A 22,059-nucleotide genomic window follows, 5' to 3' on the forward strand; every position below is an offset into this window, starting at 1 on the left:
CCCGAGTCCTTCATGAGCGTGCCGAATTCGGCCTCCGGAGTTGCCAGTCCTGGCAGCGGCTGGGACAGTCGGCCCATGCAGCGCGTGGCGGTCATCAATGTGGTGGGACTTTCCCCTTCCCTGCTCGGTCCGGGAATGCCGCGGCTGACGGCGTTTGCGGAGAAGCATGGGATGCAGGCATTTCCCCCGGCCTTCCCGGCGGTGACTTGCACGGCCCAGTCTTCCATGCTTACCGGGACGAGCCCGGGCGAGCACGGGATCGTGGCGAACGGGTGGTATGACCGCGAGAGCGCGGAGGTGCGATTTTGGAAGCAGAGCAATCATCTGGTGCGCGGGGAGAAGGTCTGGGAGCACTTGCGGAAAAAGCATGCGGGCTTCACCTGCGCGAAGCTCTTCTGGTGGTACAACATGTATTCCAGCGCGGACATCGCGATGACCCCGCGGCCGCTCTATCCGGCGGACGGGCGCAAGGTTTTCGACATCCACACGCAGCCGATGGACCTGCGGGAGAAGGTGAAGGCGGATCTGGGCGAGTTCCCCTTTCCCAGCTTTTGGGGCCCGGGTGCGGGGATCGCTTGTTCGGAGTGGATCGCGGCATCGGCAAAATGGACCGAGGAGAAGGAGAAGCCGACGCTGAGCCTGGTCTATCTGCCGCACCTCGACTACGGCCTGCAGAAGTGGGGGCCGGGCGCGCCGGAGATGGCGGCGGAGTTGCAGGCGATCGACCGGGTGGCGGGCGAGCTGATCGGGTTCCTGGAATCGCGCGGGGTGAAGGTGATGGTGGTTTCCGAGTATGGGATTTCGAAGGTGACGCGGCCGGTCCATCTGAACCGGATCTTCCGCAAGCAGGGCTGGATCCAGATCAAGGACGAGCTGGGCTTGGAGACGCTCGATGCGGGAGGCAGCAAGGTTTTCGCGGTGGCGGACCACCAGATGGCGCACATCTACGTGAACGATCGTAGTTTGCTGCCGCGGGTGCGGGCACTGCTGGAGGAGACAGCGGGTGTGGATGAAGTGCGCGTCACGGGCGAGATGTGGGGTGGAGGGATCGGTGCGGAGCGGGCGGGCGATCTGGTGGCGATCTCCGCCGCGGATGCGTGGTTCACCTATTACTTCTGGGAAGACGATGCGAAGGCACCGGACTACGCGCGCTGCGTGGATATCCACCGCAAGCCGGGCTACGATCCGGTGGAGCTGTTCCTCGATCCGAAGATCGCGAACCCTAAGCTGAAGATCGCAAAATTCCTGCTGAAGAAGAAGCTGGGATTCCGGACCCTGCTGGATGTGATTCCGCTGGATGCCGGGCTGGTGAAGGGCTCGCATGGGCGGGATGTGGTGGAGGCGGGAGAACGGCCGTTGGTGATCGGATCGCCGGTGCCGGTGGGCTGTGCGGAGGATGTGTTCGGGGCGATCGTGGCGGCGGTGGAGGGGTGATCTTGCATTGTAATATTGATCGGCGCGGGGCGCTTGCTTATGGCTTGCAGCGCATGACCCGCCCCGCCGCCCTGCTCGTCCTCGGATTGCTTCTCGTCTCGCCGATCTCCCGTGCCGCCGAGGCCAGGGCGGACCTGCGCATCGAGAAGTCGAAGAGCGCCGAGGAAGAGGATGTGAAGCTCGCTCTCGCGGCGGTGCTCGACCGGACGCAACTCGACGAAATTTCCGCACGCCTCGCCCTTGAGACTGCCTGGTCACTTGATGCCGACCAGACTGCGGAGCGCCTCGGCAAAGTGCTGGCGTTTTCCGTGAGGGCCAAGGGTGCCAGCGCGCTGATCCAAGCCAGCGATCCCTCGCCCGTGATGGCGGCGACCCTTTCCAACACCGCCGCCTCGGTCCTACGGGATCACTTGGAACGCGGTGTGAAGGAGATCACCAAACTGGATCGCAAGCTGACCGACCAGCGCGACGCCGTGGCGGACAGGCGGAAATTCCTCGCGTCAATCATCCGCAAGGGCAAGATCATCTCCCAACAACAAGGGGAGGCTCCGCAGACAACCGAAGAGCCCAAGGAGGCCGCCCCGAAGGCGGAGGAAGAGGTAGCCCGCTATGTGGATGCCAAGGGCGACTTCGAGCGGGCCAGCGCCGAACTCGCCACGCTGGAAAGCCAGCGCGCGGAGGTGAAGGAGATCGCGATCCATCACATCCTTTGGGCACGGGCGGTTCCGGCGGAGTGAGATTTGCCCTGGCCGCGGGATTATTCGCCGGGGCCGCTGCCTGTCCCCGGCGTCTCCATGGAGCGAGCCACGGCCTCCTTGAGGATATTGTGGGAGCGGACGATCATGGCTTCGCGCATCGGCACCAGATAGAGGCGCTCTTTTACTTCGGCAGGATCCAATCTGCCGGTGGAGAATAAGAGGGCAAGCAACTCGATGTCCTTCAGCCTGCCTGCCTGGCATTTCGCGGCGGCCATGTCGTGGGGTTCGAGGCAGAAGACGCGCTCGACATCGGGAAGCGGAACGAGGCGCTCTTCCCAGCCTTTTGGGAAATCCTCGAAAGCGAAGGGTCGCACAATATCCGCATAGTAGCCGAAATGGACGTGGAAGCGGTGATCCTTCCCAAATGTGGCGTCCAGCAGCTGGCCCATTTCTTCTTCGAATGGCGTCGGGATGAAATCCGCATCGAAGGTTTTGGTCAAAGGTCCTCCGAAATCGTCGCCCAAGTCGGGAAATGTAGGCAGCAAAGATGCCGAACCGAATACGATAACCCTTTCTGCCTCGGAGGTCGCAGCGACCACCCGGGCAAGATGCTTCAGTGAGTCCAAGCGCATATGAACGGATCCAGTTCTTCCTCCGTAAGAACGCCGGGGAATGGGGAACAGCTCTTCATTTGGCGGGCAAATTCGCCGTCATCGCGCAAGAAAGCCAGCAGATCGGCGAATGCCCCGGTCGATGCTTGCGCCATCTCGATCCTCTCCCGCCACAAGATCAGGGAGCGAACATCCCCCAGCCGACCCATTGCAATCCACCGGGCGATATTCTTCAGCGGAATCTCCAGCAATTCCGGCTGCCGCTCGATCTTATCAGCGGTGAACAGCCACTTCTGGTGGATAAGCGGGTTCAGCCAGACGTAGTCCTCCGGGATCACGGGGGGAATCTAGCACCCGGGGCGGCTTCCGGCAAGCCTCCGGGGCACGGATTCTGCTTTACGGTTGCGCTCGCCGGGTCGGCTTCTTAGGTTTTGCTCCGGTTTTCCGAACCGAGCACCGATCTTCCCAATGAAACTCCGCCATTTCGCCATTCCGGCTTTCGCCGTCTGCCTCGCCCTCGGCCTTTCCAATTGCAAGAAAGGCGGCGGGGACACGATCAAGGTCGGCGAATTTGCCTCGCTGACAGGCAAGGAGGCGACCTTCGGAATGTCCTCCCACGAGGGCACCCTGCTGGCGATCGAGGAGGTGAATGCCACGGGTGGCGTGCTCGGGAAGAAAGTGGAACTGCTGACCGAGGACGACCAGTCCAAGCCCGGCGAGCCGGCCAACGCAGTGAACAAGCTGATTTCCAAGGACAGTGTGGTCGCGATTCTCGGTGAAGTGGCGTCCAGCCGCTCGCTGGAAGCCGCGCCGATCTGCCAGCAGAGCCAGATCCCCATGATCTCGCCGGCTTCGACCAATCCTTCCGTGACCCAGGCCGGTGACTATGTCTTCCGCGCCTGCTTCACCGATCCCTTCCAAGGGGCGGCGCTGGCGAATTTCTCCACCGGTACGCTGAAGGCGACCAAGGTGGCGATGCTGACCGACGTGAAGAGCGACTACAGCAAGGGCTTGGCGAAGTGCTTCAAGGACAAGTTCCTGGCCAATGGCGGCACGCTGACCACCGAGCTGGACTACAATGGCGGCGACAAGGATTTCAAGGCGCAGCTCACCACGATCAAGAATGGCAATCCACAGGCGGTCTTCGTCCCCGGCTATTACACGGACGTCGCCCTGATCGCGATCCAGGCCAAGCAGATCGGCCTGACGGTGCCGCTCTTCGGCGGCGACGGCTGGGAGAGTTCGGTGCTGCTCGACATCGGCAAGGACGACATGAACGGCAACTACTTCTCCACCCACTGCGCCGCCGACCAAGGGACGCCGAAGATGACCGCCTTCGTGGAATCCTACAAGAAGCGCTTTAACGGCAAGGTGCCGGACGCGATGGCCGTGCTGGGCTACGATTCCGCGATGCTGCTGGCCGATGCCATCAAGCGCGCCGGGACCACGGAAGGGCCAAAGCTGCGCGACGCGATCGCCGCGACCAAGGACTTCGAAGGCGTCAGCGGCAAGTTCTCACTGAATGCCGACCGGGATGCCGTGAAGGCGCTCGTTTTCATCAAGATCGAAGGCGGGAAGTTCCGCTACACCGCGACGGTGAATCCTTAAGGAGTTGAGGCGACAACACGCAACTCCCGACTGCCCGTGGATTTCCAACAGACGATCCAACAGCTCATCAACGGTCTCGGGCTGGGATCGATCTACGCCCTGATCGCCCTCGGCTACACGATGGTCTACGGGGTGCTGCGCTTCATCAACTTCGCCCATAGCGATGTGCTGATGCTGGGTGCCTTCTCGGCACTCTACATCGCGCCGAAGGTGGAGAAGGTGCTGGGGCCGCAGTCGGTGACGGGAGCGATTCTGGTGATCGTCTTTTCCGCGGCGGTTTGCGCATGCCTCGGGATGCTAATCGAATTCCTGGCCTACCGGCCGCTGCGGAACCGACCGAAGCTCACGGTGCTGATCACGGCGATCGGGGTGTCGCTGTTCATCGAATTCACCTGCCAGAACGACGCGATTTTCGGCTCCGCGACGCGGGCCTTTCCGAAGCTGCTCCCGGAACAGCAGTTTCACCTCGGCAAGATCGTGCTGGGTAGCAATGACATCATCGTGCCGGTGGTGACTGCCCTGCTCCTTGTCGGGATGTGGTTCATCGTCCAGAAGACCCGGATCGGCACGGCGATGCGGGCGGTGTCCTTCAACCAGCAGGCGGCCTCGCTGATGGGCGTGCCGGTGAACCGGATCATCTCCTTCACCTTTGGCCTCGGCTCCGCGCTGGCGGCGGTGGCGGGGATCCTTTACTCGATGAAGGCTCCCGGGATCGAGCCGCTGATGGGCGTGCAGCCCGGGTTGCGCGCCTTCATCGCGGCGGTCGTCGGGGGCATCGGCAATCTTCCCGGCGCGGTGCTCGGGGGCCTGCTGATCGGAGTTCTTGAAACCTTCGCCGGAGGGATTCCCGGCTTGTCGAACTACCGGGACGCGATTGCCTTCGGTATCCTGATCCTGATCCTGCTTTTCAAACCCGCGGGTCTGCTCGGCCGCGCCACCATCGAGAAAGTCTGATGCCGGACCCTCTGCCACCTGTCGAAAAACCCGCTCCGGTCGCTGCAGGCTTTTCCCTGCTGACCGGCGCCAAACGCTGGCTAGTCGTCGGCATCGCCCTCGCACTGCTGGCCTCCTATTTTTCCGGCACGTTCAACCGCTACTACCTTGGCATCGGGATCGATGTAGGGATCGCGATCATCCTCGCGGTGAGCCTGAACCTGATCAACGGCCACACCGGGCAATTCAGCCTGGGTCATGCGGGCTTCATGGCGGTGGGCGGCTACTTCGCGGCGTGGCTATCCTTGCAGATGGGCGTGAACGCCAAAGTGATGTTCCCACTCTCGCTACTCGCCGGAGGATTGTTCGCGGCGGTGGTGGGACTGGTGGTGGGCGTGCCATCGCTACGCTTGAGAGGCGACTACCTGGCGATCGTGACGCTTGGATTCGGCGAGATCATCCGGGTGATCGCGCAGAATACCGAAGCGGTCGGCGCGGCCAGCGGGCTCAAGGGGATCCCGAAGTTCACCAACCTCGGATGGACCTTCGGGCTCGCCGCTGTGACGATTTACGCGATTACCGCGTTGGTGAATTCCACTTACGGCCGCGGATTCCTGGCGGTGCATGACGACGAGATCGCGGCCGAGTCCTCCGGGATCGGCACCACGCGCTACAAGGTCACCGCCTTCGTCACGGGTGCGTTTTTCGCGGGCATCGCGGGAGGCCTCTACGCCCACCACAAGCAATTCCTGGCGCCGACCGGCTTCGACTGGCTGAAGTCGGTGGAGATCGTGGTGATGGTGATTCTCGGCGGCATGGGCAGGACGGTCGGAGTGATCGCTGCGGCGATCTTGCTCACGGTGATGCCGGAGCTGCTGCGGGACTTCGCCGAATACCGGATGATCGTCTACGCGCTGCTGATCATCTTCCTGATGCTGGTGCGTCCCGGCGGATTGTTTTCGATTAACTTCAAGCGCCGCTCCGCAGCATGAGCACGCCGCTTCTGGAACTCGACAAGGTGACGATCAAGTTCGGCGGTCTGACCGCCGTCTGCGATTTCACCATGAACATCCGCGAGGGTGAACTCGTCGGCCTGATCGGTCCGAACGGTGCGGGCAAGACGACGGCCTTCAACATGATCACCGGGGTGTATCAGCCGACTTCGGGCAGCATCTGCTTCGCCGGCCTCTGCACCGCGGGGGTCAAGCCGAGCAAGCTGGCCGGGCGCGGGATCGCCCGCACCTTCCAGAATATCCGGCTCTTCCGCTCGCTCAGCGTGATCGACAACATCCGCGTGGCGAAGCAGCTACACAACCGGCAGGGCTACCTCAGCTCGCTGTGGCGCGGGAAGGCTTGGAAGCGGAGCGAGGCGGAGATCGAGAAAGATGCCATCGAGCTGTTGGAGATCTTCGACCTCGCGAAGGTCCGCGACGAGATGGCGACTTCCCTGCCCTACGGCGACCAACGCCGCTTGGAGATCGTGCGGGCTTTGGCTACCCGGCCGAAGCTGTTGCTGCTGGACGAACCGGCGGCGGGGATGAACCCCTCCGAGAAGGACGATCTCATGCGCTTGATCCGCTCGATCAAGGAGCGCTTCGGGTTGGCGGTTCTCTTGGTGGAACACGACATGAAGGTGGTCATGGGGATTTGTGAGCGGATCGCAGTGCTCGAATACGGAAGGAAAATTGCCGAGGGAACGCCGAAGGAGATCCAGTGTGATCCAAAGGTGATCGAAGCTTATCTCGGAGCAGCGGCAGTGTGAATCGAACGAAACGACGATGCTCGAAGTAAAAGACCTGCATGTTTCGTACGGCGCTATCAAGGCGCTGCATGGCGTATCGCTCAAGGTGCCGCAGGGTAGCATTGTCACGCTCATCGGGGCGAACGGTGCGGGGAAATCGACGACACTGCGTGCCTTGTCCGGGCTGGTGAAAACCAGTGCGGGATCCATCGTTTACGAGGGGCAGGAAATCACCGGGCTCGCACCTCACAAGATTGTGTCGCGCAGCCTGTGCCACGTGCCGGAAGGGCGGATGGTCTTCGCGAACTTGACGGTGAAGGAGAACCTCGCGATGGGGGCATACCTCCAGCGTGACAAGGCGTGGATCGCGAAGCAAACGGACTACGTGTTCCACCTTTTCCCGCGCCTGAGAGAACGCGAGAACCAGGCGGCGGGGACGATGTCCGGCGGCGAGCAGCAGATGCTGGCGATCGCCCGCGCGCTGCTGGGGAATCCGAAGTTCCTGATGCTGGACGAGCCCTCGCTGGGGATCGCGCCGCTGCTGGTGAAGGCGATCTTCGAACGGATCGTGGAGATCAACCGCGAGCAGGGTCTGACGATTCTACTGGTGGAGCAAAATGCGAATCTGGCGCTGGATGTCTCCAGCTACGGCTATGTGCTGGAGACCGGTTCGATCCTGCTGGAGGGGCCGTCCGCGGAGCTGAAGGCAAATCCGCGGGTGCAGGAGGCTTATCTGGGGGCTTGAGATTGCCCCACCCTCCGCTAAGATGGAGCCGTGACCGTAGAAGTCGAACAGGAGGAAGACGGACGCTGGATTGCGGAAATTCCCGCGATTCCGGGCGCCATGGTCTATGGCACCACCAAACCGGAAGCGGTCGCAAGGGTTGAAGCTCTGGTGCTGCGGATTCTGGCGGATCGGGTAAGGAATGCGGCCGCATAAGCGGTCCATCCCGGACCACACGGCGGACAGGAGTATCCGCCCTCCTTATTTCGCACGCGGAACTCGTGCGCCACCCTTGATCCCGCCGCCAAATCCGCGAAGCTGGCCCGCACATGGCGCGCGAATACACGCTGCACCGGCATACGGCCGGACCTTCCTCGGGGATCGACTACCGGGCGGAGCTGAATGACGAGCAGTATGCCGCCGTCACTTCTCCGCCGGGGGCAGCTCTCGTTATCGCGGGAGCGGGCTCGGGCAAAACGCGTACCCTGACCTACCGGGTGGCCTACCTGCTGGATCAGAATGTCGAGGCGCGGAACATCCTGCTGCTGACCTTCACCAACAAGGCGGCGCGGGAGATGAGCGAGCGGGTGCGCCATCTCGTCCCGCACGATGTCACCGCATTGTGGAGCGGGACCTTCCACTCGATCGGCAACCGCATCCTGCGCCGCCATGCCGAGGTGCTGGGATTCACCAAGTCCTTCTCGATCCTCGATCGCGACGACCAGAAATCACTGCTGACAGGGGTGGTGGCCGCGCTGAATATCGATACAAAGCAGCGCCGTTTTCCGAAGGCGGAGGTGCTGGCGACGATCTTCAGCCTGGTCGAGAACACGCGCGAGTCCCTGGACGATGTGATCCGGGTCCGCTACCCTTACTTCGACGAGTGGGAGAAGGAGATCCACGCGGCGCAGGCGGGCTACGTGAAGCGCAAGCTGGACACGAACTCGATGGATTTCGACGACCTGCTGGTGATGACGCTGAAGCTCCTCAAGCAGGACGAAGACCTGCTCGGGCTCTACCGCAAGCGCTTCCGCCACATCCTGGTGGACGAGTATCAGGACACGAATGCGGTGCAGAGCGAGCTGATCGACCTGCTGGCCGGCGGCGGAGCGAGCGTGATGGCGGTGGGCGACGACGCGCAGTCGATCTACTCGTGGCGCGGCGCGGACATGGGCAATATCCTGTCCTTCCCCGAACGGCATCCGGGCTGCCAAGTCCATAAGATTGAGATCAATTACCGCAGCGTGCCGGAGATCCTGGATCTCTCGAACGCAGCAATCCGCGCGAACACGGCCCGCTTCGACAAGGACCTGCGCTCGTCGCGGCCGGTGCTCGGGGTGAAGCCGGCGCTGGTGCCGCTGGAAGATCCCGCGACCCAGGCAGCATTCGTCGCCCAACGGATGCTGGAGCTGCGCGACGAAGGGATCGAGCTTGAGGAGATGGCGGTGCTCTACCGCGCGCACTTCCAATCGCTGGAGATCCAGCTTGAGCTGACGGCGCGCGGAATTCCCTTCGCCATCACCAGCGGGCTGCGCTTCTTCGAGCAGGCGCACATCAAGGACGTGGCGGCCTTCCTGCGTTTCGTAACGAACCGGCGGGACGAGACCTGCTTCAAGCGGATCGCGCTGCTAATGCCGGGCCTCGGGGCCGGGAGTGCGGAGAAGCTTTGGCGCGATTGGCTGGCCAGCGGCTGGGCGGAGACGGACGAGCTCCCCGAGTGGAGCGAGGTGCTATCCAAGCTCAAGCCGCCGAAGAAGGCGGCGAAGCATTGGGAGCAATTCGGCTACATCCTGGATGAACTGACGCCCGGCGGCACTTTTGCCCGTCCCTCCGACATGGTCTTCAGCGTGCTGGAGGGGATGTATGACGACCACCTGCGCGCGACCTACGACAACTACGAGAACCGCCGTAGCGACCTGGAGCAATTGATGGCATACGGCGGGAACTTCGATGACGTGCTGGAATTCCTCTCCCAGCTTTCCCTGCTCAGCTCCGCCGATGGCGAGCCCACCGGCGACAAAGCGGAGAAGGACGACGAGAAGGTGACGCTGTCCTCGATCCACCAGGCGAAGGGCCTCGAATGGAAGGTTGTTTTCGTGATCTGGCTGGCCGACGGGCAATTCCCGAACGGGCGGATCCTCGAATCCGACGATCCGGACCAACTGGAGGAAGAGCGGCGGCTTTTCTACGTGGCGATCACGCGGGCGAAGGACGAGCTGTATCTCAGCTACCCGCTGATCAACCCGAAGTCGTATACCGGCGACATCCTCCAGCGCCCATCGCGGTTTCTGGACGACTTCCCGCGAAGCCTGGTGGAAGAGTGGAACATCCGGCCGGAGTGGGGCAATCCGGATGATCCGTTTTGAAGTAGCGCGGCTCTCCCGAGCCGCGACTGTGGCAGTCTCCCCAGAGGCCATCTATGTCACACGGGAACATCCACCCAAATTTAGCGGCATCAATCCCGTTCCTACACTTCCCCATACGCGGCTCTGGAGAGCCGCGCTACCTCCCGACGTGGTTTCCCGATAGCCAGTTGGGGCTTCCAAGCACCGACGCGGCAGCAACGCGCTTGCCCCCTCCCCTGCCGCCATGGAAGGTCGGGCCATGTCCACGCTGAAGGTATTCACCGATCTGCAGGCCGCGCCGGAACTCATCGACTGGCTGCGCGAGAGCATCGCCCCCCACGAGTTGCGGGTGCCGGCACCCACCGGTGCCAACGTCCTTTCCGACATCCCGACCGATCCGCTGATGCAGGAGGCGGATGTCGTGCTCGGTCAACCGCGGACCGATGCCGTGCTCACATCCTCGAAGCTCAAGTGGCTGCAGGTCAGCACCGCCGGCTTCACGCGCTACGACACGCCGGAATTCCGCACGGCGATGCAGGCCCGCGGGATCCCCGTGACCAACAGCTCGCACGTCTACGACGATCCCTGTGCCGAGCACGTGCTCGCCTTCATGCTCGCGAATGCCCGCCAGCTTCCGCGCTCGCTCGCGACGCGTTGTGCGAACGGTGCTCCGGAGTGGCTGGCGATTCGCCGCGATAGCCGCCTGCTTCAGGGGCAGTCGCTTCTGATTGTCGGCTACGGGGCGATTGCGGAACGATTGGTCGAATTGCTCGCGCCCTTCCGGATGGAAATCACCGCGATGCGCCGCGCGCCGCGGGGTGACGAGAAGGTCCGCACCATCGGGCCGGACGAAGTCACCGCCGCACTCGCCACCGCGGATCACGTGATCAATATCCTGCCGGACAACGCCGCTTCCGTGAAGTGGTTCGGTGCCGAGCGCTTCGCTCAGATGAAGGAGGGCGCTATCTTCCACAACATCGGGCGCGGCACGACCGTGGATCAGGATGCGCTCGCCGCGGTGCTTGCCTCCGGGCATCTCGGTGCGGCTTGGCTCGACGTCACCGATCCGGAGCCCCTCCCCGACGGGCATCCGCTGTGGACTTTCGAGAACTGCTACATCACACCGCACACCGCGGGCGGACAAGGCGGGGAGAGCCGGGTGCTGATCCAGCACTTCCTCGACAATTTCACCCGATATCAAAAGGGCGAGGAGCTGGTGAATCGGGTGATCTGACTACTTCCCCGCCTCCCCCGTCATCGGCACGAATGTAACGGGCAGGGTCTTGCGCTGCTCGACCTTCCCGCCGCTCTTCTTGAGGAGCACCAGATTCTGCGGTTCGCCCCGCGGGCCGACCGGGATGATCATGCTACCGCCTTCCGCCAATTGATCGACGAGCGGCTGCGGCACGGCATCGGGCGCGCAGGTGACGATGATGGCGTCGAAAGGCGCGGCCTCGGGCCAGCCACGGAAGCCATCGCCGGTGCGGGCCTGAACGTTTTCATACCTCAGGCGGGCCAAGGTGGCGGCCGAGCTTTTACCGAGGGCCTCGACGATCTCGATGGTGTAGACTTCCTTCACCAGCTCGGCGAGGATGGCGGTCTGATAGCCACTGCCGGTGCCGATTTCCAACACCCGGTGCTCCGGTTTAAGGCCGAGCGATTGGGTCATGAAGGCGACGACGTAGGGCTGCGAAATCGTCTGGCCGTAACCGATGCCGATCGCGCGGTCGTCGTAGGCGGTATCGCGGATGTCCACCGGCATGAATTCCTGACGGGGAACTTTCCGCATGGCGGCAAGCACTCGGGAATCGGTGACGCCGCGGCGCTCGATCTGCTCGGTGACCATGCGATTGCGCTGAACGACCGTTTCAGGCGGCTCCACAACTTCCTGTCCGCAAGCGGTTGCCACCAGTCCGACGGCGGCGGCGAGTCCTGAAGTGAAGGCTTTCATTTGAGAACGGTACGCCGGTCTGCTGCGCGCGCCACTGCTTCCTGCCTTGCCCGCGGCGAAGTCCCGGTTTTTGCTCTGTGGCATGCCCCGCCTCGCCCTGCTCCAGTCGAAAGGATTCGCCACCAAGGACGAAGCCTTCGCTCACCACGAAACCTTGATCCGCAAGGCTGCGGAGAACGGCGCGAACATCGTGGTGACGCAGGAACTCTTCCTGACGCCGTATTTTTGCACGGTGGAAAATCCGGAGTTCTTCGATCTGGCCGACCCCCTGCCCGGCCCGCTGACGGACCGGCTGGGACAGATCGCGCGCGAATGCGGGGTGGTGCTGGTGTCATCGCTCTTCGAGCACCGCGGCCCGGGATTGTATCACAACACGGCAACGATCCACGATGCGAACGGCGTTCTGCTAGGACTCTACCGGAAGAGCCACATCCCGCAGGATCCGGCATTCGAGGAGAAGTTCTACTTCACGCCCGGCGACACCGGTTGGCCGGTGTGGGACACGAAGTTCGGCAAGATCGGGGTGCTGATCTGCTGGGACCAGTGGTATCCGGAGGCGGCGCGGCTGATGGCGCTCGGCGGCGCACAGGTACTGGTCTATCCCACCGCGATCGGCTGGCTGCCCGAAGAGAAGCCGGAGTTGGGCGATGCCCAGCATTGCGCGTGGGAAACGGTGCAGCGCGGACATGCGGTGGCCAATGGCTGCTACCTCGCGGCGGTGAACCGCACGGGCACGGAAGGCGAGACCGAATTCTGGGGCCGGTCCTTCGTGGCGAACCCGTATGGCGAGCTGGTGGCGAAGGCTTCCACGGAGAACGAGGAGATCCTGTATCACGACCTGGACTTCCAGAAGGTGGAGGACTTCCGCCGCATCTGGCCGTTCTTCCGCGACCGCCGGATCGATGCCTACGGGGATCTGGTGAAGCGGTGGCGGGCTTGAGGCGGGGTCAGGCGAGGGATTCGGCCAAGCTTTGCATCGCTTGCTCGTTGAGGGGCGTGCGATGAGCGGCGAGAATCGCTTTCAGAGCGTCGCAGCGTTCCAGCGTGTCGACTCCGCGGCCCGTGGCCTCCACGATGAACTTCGGGATGATCTCGCCGAGCAATTCGAGGTGGATCCGGTCGTTACTGGTTTTCTCGGGGTCGTCGCGGTGGTGCCAGGCGTGGAGCTTGCCGATGAAGAGGGAAAGAGGATCGAGCAGCGGGATGCCCTCGATCATGACACCGAAGCCATAGGGACGGTCAGGCCCATCATCAACCCACGGAAGGGCTTCGAGGACTTCGATGACCGTGCTTCGACCATCAGCAAGGTCTAGAGGAACCACGAAGTTCATTCCCATGCCCGCCGGCTCCTTTCTTTTTGCAGCCACGAAACCCTTGATCTTCGCTCCCCGCAAACGCATGCCCTGAGCCATTGACTGGGCTACGAGCCGGCTGCCTCTCAGGTCGATATCTTTGCTAAATATCGGGCCGCCAGTGTGTATATCGAAATACTGAGCCCATGCGCCCACGGCCAAGCCACCGATAACGACGAATTCCCCTTCCGCCGCCTTTGCAGTTTCAGCCACGATACCGGCAAAATCCGCTAGCGAGACTGTCTTTGCCATGTGTAGATCGGGATTTTCTTTCGGCGTGGACGCGGTTGGATCATCCGTTCCCATTCAAGTTTCGGAGCATCTAGCATCCGCCGCCCCTCTTCCGCTGCCTCAGGCGACTTCATCCATTCAGCACGCAATGCCGCCTTATGGGCGATCAACTCCCGGTGGAGCGGGCTGCCCCATTCGGTTTCGATCACCTCGATGCCTTCCATGGCGGGAATCTAGCACGGGCGGGCGCGGGGGGAAACCTTTGTTGTGCGAGGACATGGCGCGGCTTTGACTCCGCGGGGGCGGATTGATAGGTGGAAGCCATGCCTGCAAAACTAACGGCGAGCGCTCCGGTCTTCCTGGTCCGCGACGTAATGGCGGCGGCGAACCACTACCGCGATACGATGGGCTTCGGCTACGACCGCTTCTATGGCGATCCGCCGCACTTCGTGATCCTGCACCGCGATGGGATGTATCTCATGCTGAAGCAGGCGGACGATCCGGCGCACATCGTCCCGCTGTGGACCGTGAGCGACAAACTATGGAATGCGTACTTCTGGGTGGATGACGCGGATGCGCTGCACGCGGAGTTCGCGGCGAAGGGCGCGAACATCGACTACGGGCCCTGCGATCAGCCCTACGGTTGCCGCGAATTCGGCATCCAGGATCTGGACGGGCATGACGTCGGCTTCGGCCAGGTGGTGAGGGGCGAATGAAGATCCGCGCTGCCATCGATGCCGATCTGCCGGTGCTTGCGAGGATCTATCTGCAAGGCCGGCGGGATATCTTCACTTGGCAGGATCACGCGAGCTTCCGCCTGGAAGACTTCGCGGAGCAGACCGCGGGCGAAGCGATCCGCGTGGCGGAAGATGGCGATGCCGAAGTCACCGGTTTCCTCTCGGTGTGGGAGGCGGAGAATTTCGTGCACCATCTCTTCGTTGCGGACGGGCATCGCGGAACAGGCACGGGCCGCGCGCTGCTGGAAGACCTGCGGTCCCGCATGCCGGGGCCCTTCCGGCTGAAGTGCATCGTGGCGAACACCGCGGCCCTCGATTTTTACCGCCGCCTTGGCTGGACCGTCGCGGGTCATGGCGAGGCCGAGGGCAGCCCCTACTTGCTCATGGAATGGGGCAAGCTTCCCGCCGGACTATTGAGGCGCGCTGCCACGGATGCCGACTTGGGATTCCTGTGGGAGCTCCATGTGCTCACCATGCGCGACTACGTTGAGCAGACCTGGGGATGGGAGAGCCTGTGGCAGGAGGAGAACTTCCGGAAATTCTTCGACTTCACGGTCATGGAGATCCTGGAGGTGGACGGCGAGCCGGTCGGCGCGATCTCGGTCGAGGATCAGGAAGACAGGCTCTATCTGCGCAACATCGAGATCCATCCGGCATGGCAGAACCGGGGAATCGGCACGGTGTTGGTGACCGAGTTCATCGAACTCGCCCGCGCCAAGAGTCTTCCCGCGCGCCTACAGGTGCTGAAGGTGAATCCGGCGCGGCGTCTCTATGAGCGGATGGGTTTCGAACTCTGCGGGGAGACCGAAACCCATTTCCTGATGGAGCATCCCGTCCAGGAATGAACGGCGCTAACTCGCCATCCACATGATCCCCTTGATGATCGCGGCGATGATCCCGATGGCCCCGGCGAAGATGCCGAAGGTGCTGACAACGCCGCCGCGTTTGGCAGGCGAGAGCGAGATGACCACGCCAAGGATCCCGAACAGGATGGCGATGACGGCGAGGACCAGCCCCCAAGCCGCGCCGGTCGTGAAACTGCCGATGGCAGCCGCGATCGCGATGAGGGAGGGGATGCTGAAGGAATTGGTGGTGGCAGGGGTAGTGGTAGCCATATCGCACCGGTAGGCGGGGGTTGGAAGCTGTCAAAAGGGAAATTGCGCGGAGATTGCGCTGCCCCCGGGAGATTGCTAGAATGCCGACATGAACGCGGGGCTGGATCTTCCCGAGATCGGCGACCGGCATGCCTTCAATCTGGCACGCTGGAAGGAGATCTGCGAGGATCCCCAGCTCGCGAAAGTCGGGGGTCGGGTCGAGTCCGATGCCCACGGTCACATTCTCATGAGCCCTCCCCCTGGCTTCAGCCATTCGTCCCGACAGAGCGCGATCCTCCTTCTTCTCTCCAAGAAGAAAGGAGGCCGGGCGCTCGCGGAATGTCCTGTTTCGACCTCGGGAGGTGTTCGCGGGGTCGATGTGGTTTGGCTTTCGGATCTCCGTGCTGAAAGCGCTTTGAAGGAGAACATCCTCCTCACCTCTCCCGAGATCTGCGTGGAGGTCCTGTCTCCCGGCAATACCCGCGCCGAGATGGAGGAGAAGCGCGCCTTGCTCTTCGAAGCCGGGGCCGGGGAAGTCTGGTTCTGCGACACCAAGGGCCGGATGTTCTTCTTCCTGAAAAATCAGCCGGATGAAGCCGTGGAAAAATCCGAGCTCTGTCCGGACTTCCCAGCGGTGGTGGAGTGAGCGAGGCTGCGCATCCCGCGTCATGCCCGTGCTCCTCCTCATCCTCGCCTGCGCCCTGTGGGCGGTGAGCTTTCCCGTGATCAAGGCACTGGAGCTGGAGCAATCGGCCCGCCTCGGCCCGCTGCCGGATGGCTTTCTCGCGGTGTGGCTGCAGACGGCGCGCTTCAGCCTAGCCGCACTGATCATGCTGCCCGTTCTCATCCACCGGCGGCCGACCCGTAGCGAGATCATCCAGGGTGCCTGGCTGGCCCTGTGGGGCGGATTGGGCATGGCCTTGCAGGCATGGGGCCTGCCGAAAACCGAGGCCTCGACCTCCGCCTTCCTGACCCAAGCCTATTGCGTGATCCTGCCGCTGATCGCCTGCGTGCGCACGCGCAGCGCGCCTTCCTTGCGGGTGATCGTGGCCACGGTGATGGTCTTGGCCGGCGGAGCCATCTTGGCCGGGGTGAATCCCCAGACCCTGAAAATCGGCGATGGAGAACTGGCCACACTGGCGGCGGCTTTCATCTTCACCTTCCAGATTCTCACCTTGGAGAATCCGAAGTACGAGGGCAACCGCGGCCTGGTGGTGACCTTCGCGATGAGCGCGTGGATCGCGGTGCTCTTCCTCCCCCTGAGCCTGGTGCTGGCACCAGCCCCGGAGATGGTGATCGCTGCCGGGGCCTCGTGGCCGGCCTTCGCGCTGATCCTGGCGCTGGCGCTGCTGTGCTCGGTGGGAGCCTACGGGCTGATGAATAGCTGGCAGCCGCGGGTCTCCTCCACGGAAGCGGGCCTGATCTACACCACCGAGCCGCTGTTCACGGCGATCTTCGTGATGTTCCTGCCGGTGATGCTGGGACGGATGGTGGGGCACCCGTACCCGAACGAATCCCTGACCCGATCCTTGATCTACGGAGGCTCGCTCATCCTGGCCGCGAATGTCCTGATGCAGTGGAAACGCCCTCCGCACCCGCCGGCGATCGCGCCGGCACCGTGACGTCGGCCGCCCGAGACTTTTTCAAAGAAAATACGAGCGCCGTGTCGGATGGCTGCGCAAAAGTCCCGCATAGCAAGCCCGGAACTATCATGACGTCCGATTTTGCGGCGTCGATAAGCTTAAGTATCCTGCAATATTTGCAAGATCGTAGTTTCGTGTTTCATATATTATAAATTTATGAATTGGATTGGGGGTTAAACACACCTGCACCTCCCATGAAATACCACGCCCTTGCGATTGGCGGCCTGCTCACCGTGTCCTCTCAGGTCCTCGATGCCGGCTGCTGCGCCCCTCATGATGCCGAAGAAGCCCAAGCCGCCGCGCAGGCTATCGGCGAATACCGGATCACCTCACGCGAGGATATTGCCGGTCCTGCGGGCCGGATCTCCACCCGCTACACGGCTCAGCTCAACGATTCGCTCAAAGGCAAGGCACCGGCGCGAATCGACTTCCGCACCCCTGGCGGCAAGCTCGGCAACGTGGTCGAATTCTCTTCGCTGGGCCTCGATCTTACAGAAGGCGACGACTACATCCTGCATCTGAACCGGAACGCAGCGGGCGACCTGGCTCCCCTCGCCTTCAAGACGCACGCCAATCCCGGCACGCCAGCGGAGAAGAAGAGCCTGCGCGAGTTCTTCCGGACCGGTGCCAAGGGAAGGATGCCTTTGGCTAAACGGAACCCGCTAAAGCCCGTCCAGGACCAAGGCTTCTCGGGCGTTCCAGGGTCCACGGTCACCGCCAGCGGATACATGGAGTCCGGCGGCTTGATTTCCCGCTTCACCGCCTGTGACGGCGGCCAGACCATCCCCTATATCGTCGATGTGGATCCGGCGAAGCTCCCGCCCGGCATGGACACGGCGGGAGCCTTGTCCGCGGTGGCGGAGGCACTCGGCACCTGGTCATCGGCATCCTCTCTCCAGTTCAAATTCGCCGGTACCCAGAGCTTCGGCCAGCGGGTCGACCAACTGCCGATCTACGATGGCACGATCCGGATCCAGCTCCACGACACCTACAATGCCGTTCCGATCGACGCGCTGGGAGTTGGTGGTGGCACCTTCTTCGACAATGCGCCCATGCACACCGGCGGCAGCATGGGCACCCAAGGCTTCCAGGAACGCGTCAATGGCTACGCGGCCCTGGACCATCAGAGCAGCGTCATGGCCGACATCGCGATGTTCAAACAGGTGCTGACCCACGAGTTGGGCCATGCCCTCGGCCTGGAACACTCCAGCGAGACCCCGAACGAACCGGACGCCATCCTCAAGAACGCGACGATGTACTATCAAGCGTCGAACGACGGTCGCGGCGCGGCCATCAAGATCTACGACAATGACCGCATCGCCTTCGGCTACCCCGACGAGACCCCGCCTTACCTGCCGGACCGCTTTTTCCACTGCGTCTCGAAGACCGCCTCGGCCACCCTGCCCGCCGTGATCGGCGTGAACCGCTTCGATGTCTCCGGCATCGACCTTCAGGCCAATGGCCCGGTGACGGCCACGATTTTAAGCTCGTCCGATTCCGCCAAGTGGACGATGCCGGACGCCAAGGTGCTGGCCTACGCGCCTACCAACAGCGTTACCGGCCCACTCCTCAGCGACGCGGAGATCGCCGCTGGCACCCGCTACGACTTCGCCTATGTCCAGCTTAGCGACGGGGTGAACTCGGGGCGCGCTGCATTCTGCCGGGTGATCGAGATTTCCTCCGACCGCAGGCCCGCGGACGGCCTGCCGCGCAACTGGATGGAGACCCACTTCGGCTCCGACACCGTGGCCGAGCCCGGTGGAAGATCCCACCCGGATTCCGATCCCGACGGGGACGGACTGACCAACCGGCAGGAATTCAACATGGGCACCAGTCCGGTCTCCGGGGCAAGCCCGGGACGCCTGCTCAGCTACGATCACGCGAGCCGCACCGTGACCCTGAACCCGGTGCGCTACGCTCCCGTGCGCATCCAGGAATCCTCCGATCTCTCCACTTGGACTGATCGCGCCCTCTACGGCACCGCAAATGCCCCCGCACCGGTGGTCTTTGACGTCCCGCAGGATGCGGGAGTCCAACAGATTTTCTACCGCGCGGTGCCGGTGCCTTGATTGGCGGCCGTCCCGGCCCTATCGGGAGCGCGTGACTCTGTTGAAGACCATCGCGCTCCTCACCCTCTCGAACATCTTCATGACCTTCGCGTGGTATGCCCACCTGAAGGACCTGCGGGAGAAGCCCTGGATCATCGCCGCGCTGGTGTCGTGGGGCATCGCACTTTTCGAGTACCTACTGCAGGTGCCGGCGAACCGGATCGGCTACGCCGGCGGCCTGAGCGCGGCCCAATTGAAAATCACCCAGGAAGTGATCACGCTGGCAGTCTTCGCGCCCTTCGCGATCTTCTACCTGAAGGAGAAGCTGAGCTGGAACTACCTATACGCCGCGCTGTGCATGGCGGGAGCGGTCTTCTTCATCGTCCGCGACGGGATGCCGGCGAAGAAGGCCGAGGTGGTGGCGGAACAGCCGGCGAAGTAGGGGGCTACGCCATCGGCTTCAGCGAGATCTCGTGGATGACTTTGCCTTCGAGGTCCTTCATCACGAAGGAAAGCGCGCTGGCATCCGCCTTGCCTTCGATCCAGGTGGCGCGGTCGGGCTTGGGGCCGCCGCCGACGAGTTGGGCATAGGGGAACTGCTCGTTCGCCTCGATCCAAGCCGGGCTGTGGGTGTGGCCGGAGATCAGGATCTGCGCCTTCCACGCCACCAGCGCATCGTGCCAGGCCTCGCGGCTGGAACGGCTGAAGGCGTCGTAACCGCCCTTTTCGTAGCCGGCGTCCGCCACTTCCTTGGTCCAGCGCAGCGGGATGTGGCAGAAGACCACGCGGTAGGGAGCATCCCGGAACTCCGGGAGGGCGGTCACTTGCTTGAGCCACTCCGCTTGCTCGCGGCGTAGCGGCTCGAAGGCGACGCGGCCGCCGAAGCTCGGGTGATTGTCCGGCTTGTCCTCGCCGGTGTGCAGGCAGATCACGGCCACGGGGCCGCTGCGGAAGGCGTAGAAGGGACGGCCATCCGGTGTCGCGACCATCTCGGGGACGCGGTAGGCCCACTTGCCGCGCACGTCGTGATTGCCCCATACCAGCAGCAGCGGGCGGTTCTGGCTCACGTCCTGCCCGCCGGGGTGGAGCAGGGTGGGAATGAGCCAGTCTTCCTGGTGCCAGTCGTTGCAGGTATCGCCATTCCACAGGAGAAAGTCGCCACCGGGGGTGACCTCGTGCAGGCGCTTGATCGTCTCGTCGTTCTGATGGGTGTCGTTCCAGATCACGAAGCGGGTGTCCTTGGCCGCGGGATCGAGCGTGCGGAATTTCTTCCACGGCCCTTCGATGCGATCCTTGCCGTCGCTGGAGTCGGTCACCGAGCGCAACTGATAGCTTCCGCCCGGCTTGAGGCCGGTGACCTTGACCCGCAGGATCTCATCGCCCTGCGGCACGAAGCCGAAGCGGTCGGCCCCGGCGCTGCCGCTGCTGCCGTCCTCGCCCTTCCACTCGACATGGCCGCGGGCAAGCTTCGAGACGGCCCAGACCACTTCGACACCATCGGCCTGGGGAGCCATGATGACGGCGGGGGTTTTCACCAGCGGGCCAGCGGCTTCCGCGAGCACCGGGGCCGCTTTCTCTTGGCCATGCACGACGACCGCGGCTCCTGCCACCGCACCACCCGCCACTTTCCCGAGGAATCCACGACGTTTCATTGGAGTCTGAATACGTCACGAAAACGGCCGATTCACGCTCAAATCGCCTATCCGGCGAAAATGCCACGGGAGATGGCGGAATCGACAAGCCCGCGGCTCATCGAGTCGGGCCGGTGCGCTTCTCCAGCAGAGCCTTGGCTTCCGGGCTGCCCTCCACGACGAGTTTCAGGTCTGCGAGCAGCGGTTTGTAATTCTCCCGATTGTAGGGGGCTTCGAGGCAAATCCATCCGGGAAGCCCGGTGATCCGCTCGAAGAGAAGGGCGTATCCAGCGCTGAGTGCCGCTAGGTCATCCGCGTCAGGATTCGTGGAGACCTTCACGGTCGCAAAATCCTCCAGATCCGCCATCGTCACACCCGATTGCCAGTGGCCGCGACGCAGGATACAAACCCCATCCGCCCACTTCAATTCGTAAGCACGCGGAGGCTTATCCGCGGCATAACGGACCAAGATGTGACGACTGATCTCGGGATCGGTTCCATCGCAAATGAAAGCAGCAGTCTCGCGCGGGACGCCATTCTCCCAGCGGTAGAAGGTGGTGCCTCTCCACCACGACTTGTGACCGGAGGTTTCCGTGACCGCCGCCATCAAACCCGACCGAATCTCCGGTTCGACATCTTTCGAGCGGACGGCAAGGAGCTCAAAGCCATCGCCCTTTTTCGCGGCAATTGCATATTCGGAAAGGGAGTGGCCATTGTCGATGACGACGAGGACCTCGGGGATGTCATCGCCGCTCAGATCCTTGAGCGTGAAAGGCTGCTGCGGAGGATTCCAACGGAAGTAGCCAACCTCGCCCGGTGCCTTATCCGCCGGCACCCAGGCCGGCTCGACTTCCAGGCGGGAAAGGAGCTTCCAGCCGCTCTTGTCGCCCACGGCGAACGACGTGGCATTCGTGCCCACCACCGCGAGGTGCCGCCCGTCGCCGAGCAGATTGCCGTGCAGGACGATGGCACCTTGGGGCGAGGTCCAGGTTACCGGTTCCGGCGGCGTTTCATCGGGTCGGAGGCTGGCCAGAACTTCCGCAAGTGGCGGTGCTTCCTTTCCAAAGAGCCCGGCTTCCTCCTTTTCTTCGTCTTGGGCGAAGAGAGGCAGCGCGAAGATCGAAAACACGAGGGCGATCCGTTGGCGAAGGTGAAGGTGAGCGCCTCGCGCGTGCAGCGCGAAGATCGAAAACACGAGGGCGATCCGTTTCATGGAAAAAGGATACGCCCGTATTCTGCCGGATCCCATGCGATCACGATGAAGTTCTCATGAAGAGG

25 protein-coding genes are annotated in these 22,059 nt (G+C 63.0%); 17 read left to right on the top strand and 8 right to left on the bottom strand.

The window, feature by feature from the left end:
* Window positions 1–12 precede the first annotated feature (12 nt).
* Together ABWK72_RS06900 and ABWK72_RS06905 are read left to right on the top strand one after the other, a co-directional pair.
* A complete protein-coding gene (locus tag ABWK72_RS06900) occupies window positions 13–1,434 on the top strand; it encodes an alkaline phosphatase family protein (RefSeq protein WP_367874053.1) in 1,422 nt (473 codons plus the stop codon).
* A 53-nt stretch (window positions 1,435–1,487) separates the two neighbouring features.
* Window positions 1,488–2,171: a hypothetical protein gene (locus tag ABWK72_RS06905; RefSeq protein WP_367874054.1), complete on the top strand. Its 684-nt coding sequence runs from the start codon at window positions 1,488–1,490 to the stop codon at window positions 2,169–2,171.
* A gap of 20 nt (window positions 2,172–2,191) precedes the next feature.
* Here the strand turns inward: ABWK72_RS06905 and ABWK72_RS06910 are convergent, their stop codons facing one another.
* Together ABWK72_RS06910 and ABWK72_RS06915 are read right to left on the bottom strand one after the other, a co-directional pair.
* A complete protein-coding gene (locus tag ABWK72_RS06910; RefSeq protein ID WP_367874055.1) occupies window positions 2,192–2,764 on the bottom strand; it encodes a DUF6036 family nucleotidyltransferase in 573 nt (190 codons plus the stop codon).
* Window positions 2,746–3,081 (bottom strand): hypothetical protein, encoded by a 336-nt coding sequence (locus tag ABWK72_RS06915; RefSeq protein ID WP_367874056.1) that lies wholly within the window; start codon window positions 3,079–3,081, stop codon window positions 2,746–2,748. Before ABWK72_RS06915 ends, ABWK72_RS06910 begins: the two co-directional genes overlap by 19 nt.
* 130 nt (window positions 3,082–3,211) lie before the next feature.
* Between ABWK72_RS06915 and ABWK72_RS06920 the strand changes: the two genes are divergently transcribed.
* The 8 genes from ABWK72_RS06920 (at window position 3,212) to ABWK72_RS06955 (ending at window position 11,328) form a co-directional block, all read left to right on the top strand.
* Window positions 3,212–4,351: an ABC transporter substrate-binding protein gene (locus ABWK72_RS06920; protein ID WP_367874057.1), complete on the top strand. Its 1,140-nt coding sequence runs from the start codon at window positions 3,212–3,214 to the stop codon at window positions 4,349–4,351.
* A gap of 36 nt (window positions 4,352–4,387) precedes the next feature.
* Window positions 4,388–5,305 carry a branched-chain amino acid ABC transporter permease gene (locus ABWK72_RS06925; RefSeq protein ID WP_367874058.1) on the top strand — a complete coding sequence of 306 codons (918 nt, stop codon included), beginning with the start codon at window positions 4,388–4,390 and terminating at the stop codon, window positions 5,303–5,305.
* Window positions 5,305–6,276: a branched-chain amino acid ABC transporter permease gene (locus tag ABWK72_RS06930; RefSeq protein ID WP_367874059.1), complete on the top strand. Its 972-nt coding sequence runs from the start codon at window positions 5,305–5,307 to the stop codon at window positions 6,274–6,276. The genes ABWK72_RS06925 and ABWK72_RS06930 overlap by 1 nt, the downstream gene beginning before the upstream one ends.
* Window positions 6,273–7,046 (top strand): ABC transporter ATP-binding protein, encoded by a 774-nt coding sequence (locus tag ABWK72_RS06935; protein WP_367874060.1) that lies wholly within the window; start codon window positions 6,273–6,275, stop codon window positions 7,044–7,046. Before ABWK72_RS06930 ends, ABWK72_RS06935 begins: the two co-directional genes overlap by 4 nt.
* 16 nt (window positions 7,047–7,062) lie before the next feature.
* Window positions 7,063–7,770, top strand: coding sequence for an ABC transporter ATP-binding protein (locus ABWK72_RS06940; protein WP_367874061.1), 708 nt, complete (start codon window positions 7,063–7,065; stop codon window positions 7,768–7,770).
* A 30-nt stretch (window positions 7,771–7,800) separates the two neighbouring features.
* Window positions 7,801–7,965, top strand: a complete 165-nt coding sequence (locus ABWK72_RS06945) for a type II toxin-antitoxin system HicB family antitoxin (RefSeq protein WP_367874062.1) — start codon at window positions 7,801–7,803, stop codon at window positions 7,963–7,965.
* A 113-nt stretch (window positions 7,966–8,078) separates the two neighbouring features.
* Window positions 8,079–10,115 (top strand): ATP-dependent helicase, encoded by a 2,037-nt coding sequence (locus ABWK72_RS06950; RefSeq protein ID WP_367874063.1) that lies wholly within the window; start codon window positions 8,079–8,081, stop codon window positions 10,113–10,115.
* A 238-nt stretch (window positions 10,116–10,353) separates the two neighbouring features.
* Window positions 10,354–11,328 carry a D-2-hydroxyacid dehydrogenase gene (locus ABWK72_RS06955; RefSeq protein ID WP_367874064.1) on the top strand — a complete coding sequence of 325 codons (975 nt, stop codon included), beginning with the start codon at window positions 10,354–10,356 and terminating at the stop codon, window positions 11,326–11,328.
* Here the strand turns inward: ABWK72_RS06955 and ABWK72_RS06960 are convergent, their stop codons facing one another.
* The gene (locus tag ABWK72_RS06960) at window positions 11,329–12,045 is read right to left on the bottom strand and encodes a protein-L-isoaspartate(D-aspartate) O-methyltransferase (protein ID WP_367874065.1); all 717 of its coding nucleotides are present in this window, start codon (window positions 12,043–12,045) and stop codon (window positions 11,329–11,331) included.
* 82 nt (window positions 12,046–12,127) lie between these two features.
* Between ABWK72_RS06960 and ABWK72_RS06965 the strand changes: the two genes are divergently transcribed.
* A complete protein-coding gene (locus ABWK72_RS06965) occupies window positions 12,128–12,985 on the top strand; it encodes a carbon-nitrogen hydrolase (RefSeq protein ID WP_367874066.1) in 858 nt (285 codons plus the stop codon).
* A 7-nt stretch (window positions 12,986–12,992) separates the two neighbouring features.
* On the opposite strand, the gene ABWK72_RS06970 is transcribed toward ABWK72_RS06965, so the two are convergent.
* Window positions 12,993–13,649 carry a nucleotidyl transferase AbiEii/AbiGii toxin family protein gene (locus ABWK72_RS06970; RefSeq protein ID WP_367874067.1) on the bottom strand — a complete coding sequence of 219 codons (657 nt, stop codon included), beginning with the start codon at window positions 13,647–13,649 and terminating at the stop codon, window positions 12,993–12,995.
* Window positions 13,628–13,852, bottom strand: a complete 225-nt coding sequence (locus ABWK72_RS06975; RefSeq protein ID WP_367874068.1) for a hypothetical protein — start codon at window positions 13,850–13,852, stop codon at window positions 13,628–13,630. Before ABWK72_RS06975 ends, ABWK72_RS06970 begins: the two co-directional genes overlap by 22 nt.
* 99 nt (window positions 13,853–13,951) lie before the next feature.
* Between ABWK72_RS06975 and ABWK72_RS06980 the strand changes: the two genes are divergently transcribed.
* A complete protein-coding gene (locus ABWK72_RS06980; protein WP_367874069.1) occupies window positions 13,952–14,344 on the top strand; it encodes a VOC family protein in 393 nt (130 codons plus the stop codon).
* Window positions 14,341–15,210 carry a GNAT family N-acetyltransferase gene (locus ABWK72_RS06985; protein ID WP_367874070.1) on the top strand — a complete coding sequence of 290 codons (870 nt, stop codon included), beginning with the start codon at window positions 14,341–14,343 and terminating at the stop codon, window positions 15,208–15,210. Before ABWK72_RS06980 ends, ABWK72_RS06985 begins: the two co-directional genes overlap by 4 nt.
* Window positions 15,211–15,216: 6 nt before the next feature.
* Here the strand turns inward: ABWK72_RS06985 and ABWK72_RS06990 are convergent, their stop codons facing one another.
* Window positions 15,217–15,480: a hypothetical protein gene (locus tag ABWK72_RS06990; protein ID WP_367874071.1), complete on the bottom strand. Its 264-nt coding sequence runs from the start codon at window positions 15,478–15,480 to the stop codon at window positions 15,217–15,219.
* Between the two features lie 88 nt (window positions 15,481–15,568).
* On the opposite strand from ABWK72_RS06990, the gene ABWK72_RS06995 reads away from it, so the two are divergent.
* The 4 genes from ABWK72_RS06995 to ABWK72_RS07010 all read left to right on the top strand — a co-directional run bounded on the left by ABWK72_RS06995 (window position 15,569) and on the right by ABWK72_RS07010 (window position 19,592).
* The gene (locus ABWK72_RS06995) at window positions 15,569–16,105 is read left to right on the top strand and encodes a Uma2 family endonuclease (protein ID WP_367874072.1); all 537 of its coding nucleotides are present in this window, start codon (window positions 15,569–15,571) and stop codon (window positions 16,103–16,105) included.
* 22 nt (window positions 16,106–16,127) lie between these two features.
* Window positions 16,128–17,081 carry a DMT family transporter gene (locus ABWK72_RS07000; protein ID WP_367874073.1) on the top strand — a complete coding sequence of 318 codons (954 nt, stop codon included), beginning with the start codon at window positions 16,128–16,130 and terminating at the stop codon, window positions 17,079–17,081.
* 215 nt (window positions 17,082–17,296) lie between these two features.
* A complete protein-coding gene (locus ABWK72_RS07005; protein WP_367874074.1) occupies window positions 17,297–19,171 on the top strand; it encodes a matrixin family metalloprotease in 1,875 nt (624 codons plus the stop codon).
* A 31-nt stretch (window positions 19,172–19,202) separates the two neighbouring features.
* On the top strand, window positions 19,203–19,592 hold the full coding sequence (locus ABWK72_RS07010; protein ID WP_367874075.1) for a DMT family protein: 390 nt from the start codon (window positions 19,203–19,205) through the stop codon (window positions 19,590–19,592).
* 4 nt (window positions 19,593–19,596) lie between these two features.
* Here ABWK72_RS07010 and ABWK72_RS07015 read toward each other — a convergent pair whose 3' ends face one another.
* Both ABWK72_RS07015 and ABWK72_RS07020 read right to left on the bottom strand, forming a co-directional pair.
* On the bottom strand, window positions 19,597–20,802 hold the full coding sequence (locus ABWK72_RS07015) for a metallophosphoesterase (RefSeq protein WP_367874076.1): 1,206 nt from the start codon (window positions 20,800–20,802) through the stop codon (window positions 19,597–19,599).
* Between the two features lie 97 nt (window positions 20,803–20,899).
* On the bottom strand, window positions 20,900–21,994 hold the full coding sequence (locus ABWK72_RS07020; protein ID WP_367874077.1) for a hypothetical protein: 1,095 nt from the start codon (window positions 21,992–21,994) through the stop codon (window positions 20,900–20,902).
* Window positions 21,995–22,059 lie beyond the last annotated feature (65 nt).

The sequence above is a fragment of the Luteolibacter sp. Populi genome, assembly GCF_040801775.1.
Lineage (GTDB): Bacteria > Verrucomicrobiota > Verrucomicrobiia > Verrucomicrobiales > Akkermansiaceae > Haloferula.

What these genes read in the sequence shown, in the direction of transcription:
- ABWK72_RS06990 (WP_367874071.1), bottom strand. Translation starts at nt 15,480, where the DNA reads ATGGCTACCACTACCCCTGCCACCACCAATTCCTTCAGCATCCCCTCC.
- ABWK72_RS06960 (WP_367874065.1), bottom strand. Translation starts at nt 12,045, where the DNA reads ATGAAAGCCTTCACTTCAGGACTCGCCGCCGCCGTCGGACTGGTGGCA.
- ABWK72_RS06995 (WP_367874072.1), top strand. Translation starts at nt 15,569, where the DNA reads ATGAACGCGGGGCTGGATCTTCCCGAGATCGGCGACCGGCATGCCTTC.
- ABWK72_RS06930 (WP_367874059.1), top strand. Translation starts at nt 5,305, where the DNA reads ATGCCGGACCCTCTGCCACCTGTCGAAAAACCCGCTCCGGTCGCTGCA.
- ABWK72_RS07005 (WP_367874074.1), top strand. Translation starts at nt 17,297, where the DNA reads ATGAAATACCACGCCCTTGCGATTGGCGGCCTGCTCACCGTGTCCTCT.
- ABWK72_RS06900 (WP_367874053.1), top strand. Translation starts at nt 13, where the DNA reads ATGAGCGTGCCGAATTCGGCCTCCGGAGTTGCCAGTCCTGGCAGCGGC.
- ABWK72_RS07000 (WP_367874073.1), top strand. Translation starts at nt 16,128, where the DNA reads ATGCCCGTGCTCCTCCTCATCCTCGCCTGCGCCCTGTGGGCGGTGAGC.
- ABWK72_RS06955 (WP_367874064.1), top strand. Translation starts at nt 10,354, where the DNA reads ATGTCCACGCTGAAGGTATTCACCGATCTGCAGGCCGCGCCGGAACTC.
- ABWK72_RS07020 (WP_367874077.1), bottom strand. Translation starts at nt 21,994, where the DNA reads ATGAAACGGATCGCCCTCGTGTTTTCGATCTTCGCGCTGCACGCGCGA.
- ABWK72_RS06950 (WP_367874063.1), top strand. Translation starts at nt 8,079, where the DNA reads ATGGCGCGCGAATACACGCTGCACCGGCATACGGCCGGACCTTCCTCG.
- ABWK72_RS06970 (WP_367874067.1), bottom strand. Translation starts at nt 13,649, where the DNA reads ATGGCAAAGACAGTCTCGCTAGCGGATTTTGCCGGTATCGTGGCTGAA.
- ABWK72_RS06920 (WP_367874057.1), top strand. Translation starts at nt 3,212, where the DNA reads ATGAAACTCCGCCATTTCGCCATTCCGGCTTTCGCCGTCTGCCTCGCC.
- ABWK72_RS06980 (WP_367874069.1), top strand. Translation starts at nt 13,952, where the DNA reads ATGCCTGCAAAACTAACGGCGAGCGCTCCGGTCTTCCTGGTCCGCGAC.
- ABWK72_RS06905 (WP_367874054.1), top strand. Translation starts at nt 1,488, where the DNA reads ATGACCCGCCCCGCCGCCCTGCTCGTCCTCGGATTGCTTCTCGTCTCG.
- ABWK72_RS07015 (WP_367874076.1), bottom strand. Translation starts at nt 20,802, where the DNA reads ATGAAACGTCGTGGATTCCTCGGGAAAGTGGCGGGTGGTGCGGTGGCA.
- ABWK72_RS06940 (WP_367874061.1), top strand. Translation starts at nt 7,063, where the DNA reads ATGCTCGAAGTAAAAGACCTGCATGTTTCGTACGGCGCTATCAAGGCG.
- ABWK72_RS06935 (WP_367874060.1), top strand. Translation starts at nt 6,273, where the DNA reads ATGAGCACGCCGCTTCTGGAACTCGACAAGGTGACGATCAAGTTCGGC.
- ABWK72_RS06965 (WP_367874066.1), top strand. Translation starts at nt 12,128, where the DNA reads ATGCCCCGCCTCGCCCTGCTCCAGTCGAAAGGATTCGCCACCAAGGAC.
- ABWK72_RS06975 (WP_367874068.1), bottom strand. Translation starts at nt 13,852, where the DNA reads ATGGAAGGCATCGAGGTGATCGAAACCGAATGGGGCAGCCCGCTCCAC.
- ABWK72_RS06910 (WP_367874055.1), bottom strand. Translation starts at nt 2,764, where the DNA reads ATGCGCTTGGACTCACTGAAGCATCTTGCCCGGGTGGTCGCTGCGACC.
- ABWK72_RS06985 (WP_367874070.1), top strand. Translation starts at nt 14,341, where the DNA reads ATGAAGATCCGCGCTGCCATCGATGCCGATCTGCCGGTGCTTGCGAGG.